15 protein-coding genes are annotated in these 13,864 nt (G+C 39.9%); 4 read left to right on the forward strand and 11 right to left on the reverse strand.

What is annotated here, in order from left to right:
• Window positions 1-37: 37 nt before the first annotated feature.
• The gene (locus AC1Z3S_RS15795; RefSeq protein ID WP_461741155.1) at window positions 38-787 is read left to right on the forward strand and encodes a helix-turn-helix domain-containing protein; all 750 of its coding nucleotides are present in this window, start codon (window positions 38-40) and stop codon (window positions 785-787) included.
• 47 nt (window positions 788-834) lie between these two features.
• Here the strand turns inward: AC1Z3S_RS15795 and AC1Z3S_RS15800 are convergent, their stop codons facing one another.
• Window positions 835-1,704: a class II fructose-bisphosphate aldolase gene (locus tag AC1Z3S_RS15800; RefSeq protein WP_265458459.1), complete on the reverse strand. Its 870-nt coding sequence runs from the start codon at window positions 1,702-1,704 to the stop codon at window positions 835-837.
• Between the two features lie 281 nt (window positions 1,705-1,985).
• Here AC1Z3S_RS15800 and AC1Z3S_RS15805 point away from each other — a divergent pair, with 281 nt between their 5' ends.
• A complete protein-coding gene (locus tag AC1Z3S_RS15805) occupies window positions 1,986-2,843 on the forward strand; it encodes an AraC family transcriptional regulator (protein WP_461741156.1) in 858 nt (285 codons plus the stop codon).
• 433 nt (window positions 2,844-3,276) lie between these two features.
• On the opposite strand, the gene AC1Z3S_RS15810 is transcribed toward AC1Z3S_RS15805, so the two are convergent.
• Window positions 3,277-3,918 (reverse strand): HAD hydrolase-like protein, encoded by a 642-nt coding sequence (locus AC1Z3S_RS15810; RefSeq protein WP_461741157.1) that lies wholly within the window; start codon window positions 3,916-3,918, stop codon window positions 3,277-3,279.
• 185 nt (window positions 3,919-4,103) lie between these two features.
• Between AC1Z3S_RS15810 and AC1Z3S_RS15815 the strand changes: the two genes are divergently transcribed.
• A complete protein-coding gene (locus AC1Z3S_RS15815) occupies window positions 4,104-5,078 on the forward strand; it encodes a ring-cleaving dioxygenase (protein ID WP_461741158.1) in 975 nt (324 codons plus the stop codon).
• A 217-nt stretch (window positions 5,079-5,295) separates the two neighbouring features.
• Window positions 5,296-5,916: a flavin reductase family protein gene (locus tag AC1Z3S_RS15820; protein WP_461741159.1), complete on the forward strand. Its 621-nt coding sequence runs from the start codon at window positions 5,296-5,298 to the stop codon at window positions 5,914-5,916.
• A gap of 222 nt (window positions 5,917-6,138) precedes the next feature.
• Here the strand turns inward: AC1Z3S_RS15820 and AC1Z3S_RS15825 are convergent, their stop codons facing one another.
• The 9 genes from AC1Z3S_RS15825 to agaB all read right to left on the reverse strand — a co-directional run bounded on the left by AC1Z3S_RS15825 (window position 6,139) and on the right by agaB (window position 13,833).
• On the reverse strand, window positions 6,139-6,714 hold the full coding sequence (locus tag AC1Z3S_RS15825; RefSeq protein WP_461741217.1) for a hypothetical protein: 576 nt from the start codon (window positions 6,712-6,714) through the stop codon (window positions 6,139-6,141).
• A 264-nt stretch (window positions 6,715-6,978) separates the two neighbouring features.
• Window positions 6,979-7,866 carry a 16S rRNA (adenine(1518)-N(6)/adenine(1519)-N(6))-dimethyltransferase RsmA gene (gene rsmA, locus AC1Z3S_RS15830; RefSeq protein ID WP_461741160.1) on the reverse strand — a complete coding sequence of 296 codons (888 nt, stop codon included), beginning with the start codon at window positions 7,864-7,866 and terminating at the stop codon, window positions 6,979-6,981.
• Window positions 7,863-8,450: a ribonuclease M5 gene (rnmV, locus tag AC1Z3S_RS15835; protein ID WP_461741218.1), complete on the reverse strand. Its 588-nt coding sequence runs from the start codon at window positions 8,448-8,450 to the stop codon at window positions 7,863-7,865. Before rnmV ends, rsmA begins: the two co-directional genes overlap by 4 nt.
• Window positions 8,443-9,216: a TatD family hydrolase gene (locus AC1Z3S_RS15840; RefSeq protein ID WP_461741161.1), complete on the reverse strand. Its 774-nt coding sequence runs from the start codon at window positions 9,214-9,216 to the stop codon at window positions 8,443-8,445. The genes rnmV and AC1Z3S_RS15840 overlap by 8 nt, the downstream gene beginning before the upstream one ends.
• Window positions 9,217-9,376: 160 nt before the next feature.
• Entirely contained in the window at window positions 9,377-10,528 is a 1,152-nt protein-coding gene (gene nagA, locus AC1Z3S_RS15845) for an N-acetylglucosamine-6-phosphate deacetylase (RefSeq protein ID WP_461741162.1), read from the reverse strand.
• A gap of 34 nt (window positions 10,529-10,562) precedes the next feature.
• Window positions 10,563-11,285 (reverse strand): GntR family transcriptional regulator, encoded by a 723-nt coding sequence (locus AC1Z3S_RS15850; RefSeq protein WP_461741163.1) that lies wholly within the window; start codon window positions 11,283-11,285, stop codon window positions 10,563-10,565.
• A gap of 201 nt (window positions 11,286-11,486) precedes the next feature.
• A complete protein-coding gene (locus tag AC1Z3S_RS15855; RefSeq protein WP_461741164.1) occupies window positions 11,487-12,530 on the reverse strand; it encodes a PTS system mannose/fructose/sorbose family transporter subunit IID in 1,044 nt (347 codons plus the stop codon).
• Window positions 12,520-13,323 (reverse strand): PTS mannose/fructose/sorbose/N-acetylgalactosamine transporter subunit IIC, encoded by an 804-nt coding sequence (locus AC1Z3S_RS15860; protein WP_461736402.1) that lies wholly within the window; start codon window positions 13,321-13,323, stop codon window positions 12,520-12,522. Before AC1Z3S_RS15860 ends, AC1Z3S_RS15855 begins: the two co-directional genes overlap by 11 nt.
• Before the next feature lie 27 nt (window positions 13,324-13,350).
• Entirely contained in the window at window positions 13,351-13,833 is a 483-nt protein-coding gene (gene agaB, locus AC1Z3S_RS15865; RefSeq protein WP_265458436.1) for a PTS galactosamine transporter subunit IIB, read from the reverse strand.
• Between the last annotated feature and the right edge of the window lie 31 nt (window positions 13,834-13,864).

Here is a 13,864-nt window from a genome sequence, read left to right on the forward strand (position 1 = left end):
AGAAAATAGTAAGCTGAATTTGTAGGGAGGGAATTTTATGGAGCTTAGTCAACTATTAAAAAATTATCGCAAACAAAATTGTCTGACCCAGCAACAGGTCGCCACAAAACTTTTTGTCACAACGCAAGCTGTTTCAAAATGGGAGTTGGGGCAATCTGTCCCGAATGTGGATAATTTATTGGCGCTATCGGATTTATACAATATCTCAATAGATGAGCTAGTGCAAGGCAGCCCTTTTTTTAAAAAGCCATATCGCATCGGTAAACACTATCAAAAACAAAATAGCCTGCTGCTAATTGGTTATTGTCTGCTCTTTGCGCTTATTGTCAGTCAGATGGCCGGCAACTTCTTGATGAATTTTTTGATTGCTGTCGTAGTACTCTTTCTTCTGATGCTACCAACAGCTTTCACTGACTATTGGGTTATTGAACAAAGTGGCATTTCCATGGCTACCTATTCAAAAAAGCCGTTAGAAAAAATCAAACAACTGCTTAAACAAAAACCTGAGATAAATTTCATTGGGTATCAAAATATCCAAGAAGTCAGTTTACTTTACCGGCGAAAAATCCGTACTTCACCCTTTGACTTTGGGCCAGATAGCTTCACGCTGTCTTTGATTAGTGGTGATAAAAAATTTGATTTAAATTTGGAGATGCCTGTGAAGGAATTCTTACCGCAATTTACCGCTTTTTTAGAGCGGCAAAACATCCCAATAATCGATCAGCAGAAACTTATTTCCAGCATCGTTAGCGGCAAAAATTTATTTCAACTGTTTAATTCAAAATAAAAAAACTGCCCATCACTGGACAGTTTTTTTACTCATCGAAAATTTAATTATGCTTTACCAGCAGAACCGAACCAGTCGATATGTTCTTCAGCATCTTTAACGATTGCTGCAACACCTGGTGCTAATAATTTACGTGGGTCAAAGCCTTTACCTTCTAAATCTTTGCCAGCTTCGATGTATTCACGAGTAGCTTTAGCAAATGATAATTGGAATTCAGTATTCACGTTAACTTTAGACACACCCATTGAAATTGCTTTTTGGATTTGTTCTTTAGGAATACCTGAACCGCCGTGTAATACTAGAGGTACATCATGACCAACTGCATCAGCAATTGCTTGTAAGTGGTCAAATGCTAAACCTTTCCAGTTTGCAGGGTAAACACCGTGGATATTACCGATACCACATGCTAAGTAGTCAATACCAGTTGCAACCATTTGTTTACATTCTTCAATATCAGCTAATTCACCAGCGCCGATGATACCATCTTCTTCACCGCCGATAGAACCAACTTCACATTCTACAGAAACGCCTTTAGCGTGAGCTTTTTCTACAACATCTTTTGCCAATTTCAAGTTTTCTTCGAATGGTAAATGAGAACCATCGAACATAACTGAAGTATAACCAACTTCGATACATTCTAAAGCAGCTTCGTAATCACCATGATCTAAGTGAATCGCAACAGGAACAGTGATGTTCATTGATTCAACTAAATCAGTTACTAAGTCTTTAGCCAATTTGTAGCCGCCCATATATTTAGCAGCACCCATTGAAGTTTGGATTAAAACAGGTGTTTTCTTAGCTTCGGCAGCTTTCAAAATCGCTTGCGTCCATTCTAAGTTGTTGGTGTTAAATCCACCTACGGCATATCCACCTTTACGAGCAGCTTGTAAAAATTCAGCTCCTGATACTACTGGCATAATAATATTCCTCCTAGTTTTAAATAAACTTTGTTTTTTGTCGGACCTTGTCCAACCAACGTTTATATTCTATCAGACATTAAGGTACTTTTCTACTAAAAACACGTTTTATTGGAAATTTCACAAAGCCTTACATATTTTTCACAAAGATTTTCTTACCTGAAGGCTTTTCCTACTTGAAAAGCTCCTAAAACCTGTGTCAAAATAAAGAGGTAAAGTTTTTTCACAACCTTTAAACTATAGACATACCAAAACGATTGGTAAATAACTGAGGTGGCAAAATGGATTGGTTAACACAACTAAATTTAAGTTTAGCTTATTTGGAAAAAAATCTGACGGAAACAGTCTCGATTGATGAAGCAGCCAAGATTGCCCGCTGCTCGACTTATCATTATCAGCGGATGTTTTCTTATATGGCGGATGTTTCTTTAGGAGAATATCTGCGGCGGCGCAAAATGAGTCTAGCCGGTGTCGATTTGCAGCACGGCGCCAAAGTAATCGATGTTGCATTGAAATACGGCTATGATTCCCCGACTGCTTTTAATCGGGCCTTCAAAAGTATTCACGGCATCACCCCGCAGGCCGCTAAACAAAACGGCGCCGTTTTAGTGAGTTATCCCCAATTAAATTTTGCCATCCAAATCAGAGGAGTCGAGAAAATGGAATATCAAATCATCGAAAAATCAAGTTTTACCGTCATCGGGCCAAGTTTGACCTTGGACAAAGACATGGAGAAAAGTCAGCGACTCATTCCTGAATTTTGGAATGAAACTAGTCAAGCAGGCGCACTGGAAAAACTTTTTCCTTTGATGGGCCAAGATGTGCCGGGAGTTTTAGGTGTTAGTTACATGACTGAAATGAATGCAGAAAAGTGGGAGTATGTCATTGGAGTTGCCACTGATCAAAAAGTAGCTGATTATAAATCCTTTGAGATTCCTGCAGCTACATGGGCCGTCTTTGCTGGGACGGGCACGATGCCAACCTCTATTCAAGAGCTGCAAAAAAGAATTTACACAGAATGGCTGCCAACCTCAGGCTATGAGTATGCCAATTTACCAGACATTGAGGTTTATTTGAATGCAGACCCACAGAATGCCGAATTCCAAGTTTGGTTTCCGGTTAAACCAAAGAGCAAATAATTCTTGGGAAATCTTTAAAATAGTTAGTTTGATTTTTATTCTACTCTATCTTACCTGCGGGGATTTAGTTTTTGGCTAAATCCCCGCAGGTTTTTTCTTCTGAAAATTTTTTATCGCTGGCAGACTTCTAAATAACTTTTTCCATTATTACGCCTCAGAAATACTGTCATTCATTTCTAAATCATTTTTATTTGGTTCAGATTTTGAAATAATTTTGACGATGTAGTAACCCCTAAAATGTTTGATTTTTGGTCTAACCTTTGGGGGTCGATACACGAGTCTCAGAAATTTTTTGACAGTTTTTTATTTCCGTCACTTCTTACTTTTATCTTAAATAAAAACCAAACGGCTAGCTAGTGAACCAAATAAAATGCCCTTCAACCATTAATTTAGTTGAGGGGCATTTTGTTTTACTAGTTAACTAATTAAATTTTTAAAAAATTTCAATCAAATCTGCTGGTTTTTCAGCCAACCACTTTGCTCCAGCTCCACTCAACTCTTTCTGGTCGCCAAATCCATAAAGAACACCGACTGCAGACATATTATTTTCGTTTGCTCCCAAAATATCATGGGAGCGATCGCCTATCATGATAACTTCTTTTGGATTTGTTTGGCCTAATTCAGCTAAGCCATAGCGGATAACATCGGCCTTTGCGACCCGCTGACTTTCTAAGTCTGCCCCAAAAATCCCAGAGAAATACTTGGCCAAGCCAGTTGTCTGAATAATTTGCTTGGCAAAAATTTCAGGCTTGGAGGTAGCAACCGATAGCTGATAATTTTCTATCAATTGCGCTAAGACTTCGGGAATACCCTGATAAACAAACAATTCCTTCATTCCCTGATCGGTATAATACTCCCGATAGGCCTGAACCATTTCCTGCCCTTGCGCTTCAGTCAGCTGATAGTTTTCAATAAAAGACGCTAGCAGAGGTGGGCCAACATAACCCCGCAATTCAGTCAGGCTTGGCTCAGGATAATCAAATTTCTTTATGGCATAACGAACTGAATTGAAAATTCCTTCGCTTGAGTCCGTTAAGGTACCGTCTAAGTCAAAAAAAATCCGTTTAATCGTCATTGCTCCAGCTCCTTAATTTTCCAAATAGATTGTTGCCTTTATTATTTGCTATCCAAAAAATTTTGTCAAAGGCTATTTGTTTGTCAAAAAGAACAAAAACCTTTATACTTACTTTTAGTAAGAAAAAGGTCTGGTTGAGGAAACTCAAATTGGGCACCTTAAAACAACTCAGGAGGAATTTTAAAATGGATACACAAATTAGAGGATTACACCATGTAACAGCAATGACTAGCAGTGCCGAAAAAATTTATCGCTTCTTTACTGATATTTTAGGGCTGCGGATGATTAAAAAAACGGTCAACCAAGATGATATTGCAACTTATCATTTGTATTTTACCGATGACGCTGGTTCTGCCGGCACTGATATGACGTTTTTTGACTTTCCAAATATTCCCAAAGGCACGAAAGGTACGAATACAATTTCTCGGACTTCCTTTAGGGTACCTAGCGATGCCTCTTTAGACTATTGGCTCAACCGTTTTAATGAAAAAAATATCGAACACGGTGAAGTTAAAGAACGCTTTGGAAAAAAATATTTTGAATTTGAAGACTTTGATAACCAGCGCTACCAATTAATTTCTGATGAAAAAAATGTCGGTGTAGCTGGCGGAACTCCTTGGAAAAATTCGAATGTGCCAGCAGAACATTCAATCATTGGCTTAGGACCAGCTTTCGTCACTGTCCAAAATCTTAAACACATGCGTCTAGTTTTAGAAGATGTTTTAGGCTTTAAAGCAACCGGCCAAGACGGTGATTTTTATCAATTTGAAATCGGCGAAGGCGGCAATGGCGCTACCATTATTGTAGAACACCGAGAAGACTTGCCATTAGCCGGCGAAGGCTTTGGTAATGTTCACCACTTAGCTTTGCGGGTAGCCGATGTTGAAGCTCTACAATTTTGGATTCAAAAAATCAATGAATTGGAATTTCCAAACTCAGGTTTTGTTGAACGCTTCTATTTTGAGTCAGAATACTTTATGGCAGCGCCTGGTGTCTTGTTTGAATTGGCAACCGACGGCCCTGGCTTCCTAGAGGATGAAACTTATGAACACGCCGGTGAAATTCTTTCATTGCCGCCATTTTTAGAACCAAAACGTCAAGAAATTGAAGATTACGTACGGCCTTTTGATACTTCAGATGCCAATCAAAAACGTGCTTAATTAAACTAGAATTGCTAAAATAGGGTTGCCGTAACCATTTCCTTGGTTTTTGGCGACCCTCTTGATTTACTGAAAAAATATTTTCCATAGTGCAAATAATTGCGACATTTTTTAAATAAGGAAGCTTTGGATTCTTTAAAAGAACTAGTAGTGATTGAAGCAATTAATAGGAATAATTTAAACAAATTTTGATTTCATAGCTAGGAGGAGCACCAGGATGATTCATTTTAAAGCGGCAGATTTAACCACCAAACAGATTTACAAATTCTTGACGGGCAGTATTATTCCCCGGCCGATTGCTTGGTTGACCACCCACAATAAAAAAAATGGCGTTGTAAATGCGGCCCCCTTTAGCTATTTCAACGTCGTGGCTAAAGAAGTCGCTTTAGTCAGCGTATCAATCAATCGGAAAAACGGGCAGCTGAAAGATAGCGCCCGTAACTTATTGGATAATGGGCAAACGGTGATTCATTTAGTCAATGATGCCGTCTTAGAAAATATGAATCAAACAGCAGCCAGCCTTGAAAGCGAGCAAAGTGAATTGGATAATTTAGAACTTGAATTAACTGACAGCAGAGCCGTTCAAGTGCCGGCGATTGCTGATGCTCAAATTCGCATGGAAGCCGTCGTCCACCAATATCTACCAATCAAAGATCACGAGGATGAAATCATCAGTGATTTATTTATCTTAGAAATTTTAGAATTTCACTTTGCTGAGGCTGTCTTTGACGAAAAAAATCAATATATCTTACCTGAAGCTTTTCAGCCGGTTTCCCGTCTTGCCGGGAATTTCTACGGCCATTTAAGCGACATTATAGAAATAGAGCGACCACAATAAATTCTTTTATTTTTTGAAAATCCCTTTAGACCTCTAGCACAATCGCCAGAGAAATCAGCTCGCTATGCTAAGATACTTATATAGTATAAACTTTCTTTTTCAGCCGATGACAAAGTTTGGCAAATCTGACGACCGCAGATTTCATTTTATACTCCTACCCTTTTTTGATAGTAAAAAGAAAAGACCAAAGTCTGCGCAGACTTTGGTCTTTTCACGTATATATTAGACACTCGGAACTTTTTTCAAGTCAGGCGTTTCAGTTTTCGCTAAAGCCTTAGCTTTTGTAAAGACAGGAATATCGATTTGTTTGCTGAGAAGATTAGCCACAAAGTAGGCAATGTTGTAATCCACTAGGCTATGAATAAAGCCGCCGACTCCCAATAAAACAAATACCGTGTAGAAAAAGCCTTGCGTGTAATAAACCTCTGGCATATTGCCTCCAAAGAAAAAGACACTGACAACCACCATTTCCACCGCCGCATGAATAATGCCTAAAATCACGTTATAGCTTTGAAATTTCCAATTAAATAAAGTAAAGCGACCATTTGCCATTAAAATGCCGGGATTTTTTTTCAGGTAAAGTGACCCGATAATCGCAAAAACTAAGTGGGATAACGCTCTTAACGCCACAACTAATGGCAGTGAGACAAAGAAACCAAAAGCAGTTCCTAAAGCTACAGCTACAGCCACAGCTGGTGAAATAAACATCGCAATAAATAATGGCACATGACTAGCTAACGTAAAAGATGCCGGTCCGATAACAATCTTTGGCATAACCATTGGAATAATAATACCCATCGCAATCAACAGAGCCGTAATGGTTAACTGACGTACAGAATTTTTGGTTTTCACACTTTTTCCTCCTTCTGCTGTTGCAGAAATAATCAATTTAAAAACTAAAAGGTGTCATGACAGATTCGAATTGTCTTAAGTGTATAGATTTTCTGATTATGTGTCAAGACACCTGGTTATTTTTTCTGAAATTTATTTTGAAAATAATTTCATGACAAAAAAACCAATCTCTATGCTAAACACTTTAGAGATTGGTTCCTTGAAATTTTTTTATTTAGCTGTTGGCTTCAATGCCTCCATCGCATTACTTAAATCTGCAAACTCTGACAAAGAAAGAGTCTCGCCACGGCGTTGCGGATCAATAGCCGCTTCCGCTAAACTTTTTGCCAGCCATTCTTTTGTGGCTGGCTCTTTGCCAAAGGTCTGTTGCAAATTATTCCATAAGGTTTTGCGACGGGACTGAAAGGCTGCCTTGGTCAATTTGAAAAATTCTTTTTCATTGCTGACAGTCACTGCCGGTTGCTCACGTCGGACTAACTTTAAAATCGCAGAGTCCACATTGGGCTGTGGCATAAAAACTGTTTTCGGGACAATAAAAGCCAAGCTAGCTTCCATGTAATATTGTACAGCAATACTCAAGGAGCCATAAGCTTTTGTCCCCGGCTGAGCGGAAATCCGATCTGCCACTTCCTTTTGCATCATCACGACCATTTCGCTGACTTTAATCTCAGATTCCAAAAAGTGCATCATAATCGGCGTTGTGATGTAATACGGCAGATTCGCTACGACTTTAAGCGGCAATACCTCTTTAAATAATTTAACCTTCTCCGGTAAATTAGTCTTCAAAATATCTTCGTTAATCACGGTCACATTCGGGTATGGCGCTAAGGTATCCGCCAAAACTGGAATTAGCCGCTCATCAATTTCAAAGGCTAACACCTCTTTAGCTGAGCGAGCCAATTGCTCCGTTAAGGCGCCGATGCCCGGACCGACTTCAATGACGTTAGTTGCTTGATTAATGTCGGCTGTCTCGACAATTTTTCGTAAAATATTCGGCTCGGTTAAAAAATTTTGTCCCAGACTTTTCTTAAAGGAAAAGCCGTGTTCTTCAAGAATTTCACGGGTTCTTGAAGGTGTCGCAATATCTCGTTGACTCAAATTAATTCCTCCACTTGTTTCATCGCAGCCGCCAATTCCTTGGGGGTGATGCGAAACATTCGTAACCTTTTTTCTAGTTGTTTACCATTCGTATAACCAATTCGCAAAATTTCTCCGAGACGTTCCCGCCGTTCCTTGGCTTTATCGCCAGCTATCAGACCAAACTCCAGCAAATCATTTTTGGAAATTATCGGATAGTTCAGCTGTTCTGCCTCTTCAGCCGCTGTCAAAGGCGTACTTACGCTTTTCAGCGCTTCTAAAATGGCATTGTCACTGGCGTGTTCCACGCCCAAACTCTTGTATGCGCCCTTCATCGGTGCTGCATCCCGCCTTGCCAAAAAGGCGTGCTTGGCATTCGGTACCACTTCCATAATTTTCTTGCGAATTTTTTCACCGGAAAAATCTGGATCTGTAAAAACAATTACCCCCCGCGTTTCTTGGGCGTGTTCAATTTGTTCTAAAATAGTATCATTAATCGCCGAGCCGATGGTTTCAATCGTATCGGCCACCACGACTTCCTGCAGTCTTCTCGTGTCGTCTTTGCCCTCTACAACAATAATTTCTTCAATAATCGGTTTAGTCATCGGCGATACCAAAAAGCTTGTGGGCATTTTGCCGAGTCTTTTGGGCTACTTCGTCAAAAGAAATTTCCCGTAGCTCCGCAATTTTTTCCACCGTGTAACGAGTATAACCTGGTTCATTGCGCTTGCCGCGATAAGGGACCGGCGCCAAATATGGGGCATCCGTTTCAACTAACAGTTTATCTAGCGGCACTATTTTAGCAGCCTCCTGCACTTCCAAAGCCTTCTTAAAGGTCACGACACCACTAAAGGAGATATGCATTTCCAAATCAAGAAATTTTTTCGCCCATTCGCCATCACCACTGAAGCTGTGCATAATGCCGCCGATTGCTTGAACGCCTTCATCCTGCAACACACGATAAGTATCTTCAATCGCATCCCGCATATGAATGCTAATTGGCAACCCAAATTCTTTAGCAATCGCAATTTGCCGGCGAAAAACTTTTTCTTGAACCTCTTTTGGATCTTCCATCCAATAATAATCCAAACCAATTTCACCGAGGGCAACCACCTTTGGCAAAGTCAATTTTTCCAGCAAATCTTTTTCAATACTTTCTGAATAGCTGCCTGCCTCTGTTGGATGCCAGCCAATAATGCTATAAATATCTGGATATTCAGCACTCAGCGCCAGCGATTTTGCAATCGTTGGTGTATCAAAACCAACCACCGCCATTTCAGTCACGCCAAGCTCCTTAGCCCGAGCAATTGTTTCTGGAATGTCTTCGTTAAATTGTTCTGCGTTTAAATGTGTATGTGAATCAAAAATCACTGTAAATCCCTCCATGGAACACCTTACGACAAGGCTCCGTTAATCCTTACCCACTTTAGCACATTTTGCTAAAAAGCTAAACCTAAAACGCCAGTGATTAGGAAAAGTTAGTAATCAAAAAGGCTGTGATGCTTTTAATGCATCACAGCCTTTATTAAAATTATTTTTTATAAACGGATTGTCCATTTAAATAAGTTTCCTGCAATTCTACTGCGGGGCTAATGACGATAAAATCAGCCTCATGGCCTTTTTGGATACTACCACATTGATTTTCAATCCCCACACTGACAGCTGGCACATAAGAAGCCATGCGAATGGCTTCTTCAACCGAAGTCAGGTCCCACTTGATGACATTTTTTACACCTTGGAATAATTCGAGGATACTACCCGCTAAACTATCACCATCTTTCAAGCGAGCAGCCCCGTCTTTCACGATAACTGGAAATTCTCCTAAAATATATTCTCCTTCAGGCATGCCTCCTGCCCGCATACAATCGGTGATTAAAGCAATTTTATCTGATGATTTGCTGTTAATAAGGGCTTTGGCAGCTGCTGGATGCACATGATGCCCATCGCAAATTAATTCTGCCACGGTCTCTTGAGTTGTCATTGCTGTCCCGACCATCGCCGGTTCCCGATGATTCAAACCGCTCATTCCATTGTAAGTGTGGACAAAAATATCTGCGCCGGCATAGACTGCTGCCCGTGCCTGTTCATAACTGGCATCACTGTGGCCTAAAGCGACATGCACGCCTTCTTTAGTAACGGCTTCGATAAATTCAGTTGTGCCCTCCCGCTCTGGGGCTAGAGCAATTTTTTTAATTAAGCCCTTCGCTAAATCTTGCCACTCATGGAAAACTTCTAGATTGGGGTCACTAAAGTATCCGGGATTTTGTGCTCCTTTATGCTTTTCGGTAAAGAAGGGGCCTTCAAAGAAAATACCTCGAATTTTTGCACCGTTAACTTCTTGATAATGCTCACCAATTGTTCGACTAACATTTTTCAATGTCTCACGGTCAGAAGTCAAAGTTGTCGGTAAAAATGATGTTACCCCGCAGCTTAACAGACCTTCAGACATAATTTTTATTCCTTCAAAATCATTGTCCATGACATCCTGGCCTTTAAAGCCATGAATATGAGTATCAACTAGACCAGGAGCAATCCAATTAGCTCCATAATCTCGTACCTCCCAGTCTCCTTTCGGTAGCTCAGGAAAATAAGTACCAAAACAGCCATCAACAATCTCCAAATAACCGCCAGTCACCATTCCGCCTCTTAAAAAGAATCGTTCGGCTTGAATCAGGTAATGCATATTCTCATCTTCTTTCTCTAAATTAAACCATTTCTTACTTTCTGAAACTATATTTATAGTGAAATAAATCCCCACGAGCAACACTTAACGTATACTCAATCACTTCGTTTTCATCACTGTAGGTTGTGCGCACTAAATTTAGGACTGGAGAACCCATTGAAATATTCAATAACTCAGCATCTTCTTTATTAGCAACACTGGCATAGAACTCTTCGTCAGCGAAACGAATCACTTCATGAAACTCCTCAAAAAAAATATCATACAAAGGTTTGGCCTCAATCATTGCTAAAGTCAGCTGTGCAAATTTTTTTTGCGGTAGAAAAGATAATTCCAGCATCATTGGTTCATCATCACCACAACGCAAGCGTTTAAGTCTAATTACCTCTTCGTCTTGTTTCACCCGTAAGGCATTTGCTAAAAAGTGGGTTGCAGGAACAATACTGAATTCCAGCACAATAGTTTGCGCCTTTTTTCCTGCAAGCTCCATCTGCTCAGTGAAGCTGTAGTTCTTGGATAAGTCAGTCATCTTTTGATTTCTGTCAGAGACAAAACTACCCTTGCCTTTTTTTCGATAAATATAACCTAGGCGCTCCAACTCTTTTAGTGCTAAACGAACCGTCGTGCGACTAACATGGAAGTCTACAGTTAAATCATGCTCAGAAGGCAATTGATCTCCGGGATTTAATTCTGTTGCAATTGTCATTTTAAGTTTTGCAACCAATTGAGAATAAAGTGGCTGCTTAGTCGGAATCGTCATTTGTCATCACTCTTCCTCAATGTTCAAAATAAAAAGAGACTGAGTCATAAGTTAAAACAGAGGAAATGCTCGAACGAAGGTTTTCACAGTAGCTAAAAATTTTTTCGCAATCTAAACTGCTTAAATTCTAGGAGCACTTTAAAATTAGTTCGATTATTTTTCTGTCAAAAGCTTATGTCACAGCCTCGTTTAGCCTTCAATCTATTGCGGCCAAATACCCGGCCACAATCCTAATCCTGAGCCCAGTAGACCTAAAACTAAGATTAAGGCAATACATTTTAATGGCGTCCAATTCCGTTTTGCCATTAGCAGATACAGTAAGAGGGTAATTGCTAATGGAATAATTTTCGGCAAGATACCATCTAAAATACTTTGTAAGTCAATTGTTACAGGGACAACGTCTGCTTGATTAAAAGTAACCTCATAATCACCAGAAGCCAATTCTGAAACGCCAAGCGCTTTTTCACCATCTGCAGCATCTTGTACTTCATCCGTCAGATTCCCATTGTCATCTGTTTTATAGATGTACTCATCATAGCGATGCTCTTCTCCAGCAGGAACCACTGTCGTCACAGAATGAATTTGACTCGTTTCGCCATTAGGAATTTTTACATCAATCGTCGTGCCACCAAACGTTACAGTCAAGGCACCAACAACGAAAATCCCCAAAATACTAGCAGCCCGTGTAAATTCTTTAGCATTTTCTGTCAGCATTGAAATCGCATCGGTTCCTAAACGATAGGACCAGTGCATTAAGAAGTAACGAATCGCAAATTGAGCGATGTTAAAAATCAAAAGGAAAATAAATGGCGCAGCAATACTGCCGTTAATCGCCATGTTCGAGGTAATCCCAGCAGTAATTGGTACTAAAGTAAACCAAAACAGGGCATCACCAATCCCACCTAATGGTCCCATTGCAGCAACCCGCACGGCCCGAATAGTTGGAATATCTACTTTATTTTGTTCCAGTGACAAAACAATCCCCATTACAAAAGTAACTAAGAATGGATGCGTATTAAAAAATTCCAAGTTGTGACTCATGGAAGCTGCCAAGTCATCTTTGTTTTTATGAATTTTCTTCAGACCTGGTAAAATTCCATACAGCCAGCCCCCAGACTGCATTCTTTCATAGTTAAAAGAAGCCTGCAGGAAAAGAGACCGCCATACCATTTTATTCAGAGTCTTTTTATCCAGTTGTTCGCCTGGCGTTAAGTCTTGATAATTATCTGGAATATTATATGCCATCTTCGTCACCTCCATAGGAATTAGCAGAAGCTGTTTGTTTGAATTTGGTTTGAATTTGGAAATCCCAGAAAGCTAAAGCAAAGCCGATTAACGCAAGGATAATTAAAGCAGAACCTTGTAGTGAAGAAGCAGCAGTTACAACTAGTGCTAAGGCAAAGCCCAAGAAGTAAAAGCCCCACATATCCCGAGAAATCATTACTTTAATTAAGATAGCAAAACCGACAAAGCGCATCATGCCTCCTGCAGCTGATAAACCATTCATCAACCAAGCTGGAATTGCATTCACGACTGTTTCACCAAATGTTGCGCCACCAATGAAGAACAACGTAACAACTAATCCAAAAACCGCCCCTAATAAAATCATGGCTAAGTAATTAATCCGATTGATTCCTTTGTCGTTTGCTTCATGAGCATAATTATCAGCAACAGTCATTAGCGGTGACATCAATGTAAAGATTAAAGTCACGCCATACTGACCTAATAATGAAAATGGAATAGCTGTTGCCACTGCAGCAGTTGGTTCCAATTTTAAGGTAATCGCTAAGATAGCTGCCATAATCCCACCGATAACGGCATTAGGCGGTTGAGCTCCTCCGACTGGCATATTCCCAATAGTCATTAACTGATAGGTCCCGCCAACAATTAAACCAGTTTGTAAATCTCCTAAAATAAGTCCAATAACCATACCTGTCACAATTGGCTGGTACAGTGATTCCAAAAAGCTGAACTGATCAATCGCAGCGATGAAGGTAACAATAAATACTAAAAGAATCTGTACAATGTTGTAATCCATCTTTACTCCTCCCTAAATTTTAATGAATTAACTAAATAACTTGTTTGTGTCCTCAATCGGTGTCGATGGAACACGACGTATTTCTAATTCCACACCATCAGCTTGCAGCTTTTTAAAGGCTGCTACATCTGCATCATCCACCGCAACAGTCGTTGCAACTTGCCGTTTACCTTCAGCCATATGCATGTTCCCAATATTTAGCTTTTTAATTGGCACTCCCCCTTCAACTAGTTTCAAAACATCTTCAGGATTTTCGACAATAATGAAGATTTTTTGTTTTGGTGATGCTTTGTGGATAATATCTATGGTTTTTTGAATCGTGAAATACCGAGTTTGAACGCCATTGGGTGCCGCCATATCCATCAAGCCCTGTCGCAACTTATCAACGGCCACCTTATCATTAGCAACTAAGATTAAATTGGCACCTAAAGTCCCATTCCACTGTGTTGCGACTTGTCCATGGATTAGCCGATTATCAATTCTTGTTAATAAAATATTTGGTTCAGACATAATTACTTCCCCCTACTTCCTTATAATTTTG

Source organism: Enterococcus sp. LJL90 (genome assembly GCF_056924355.1).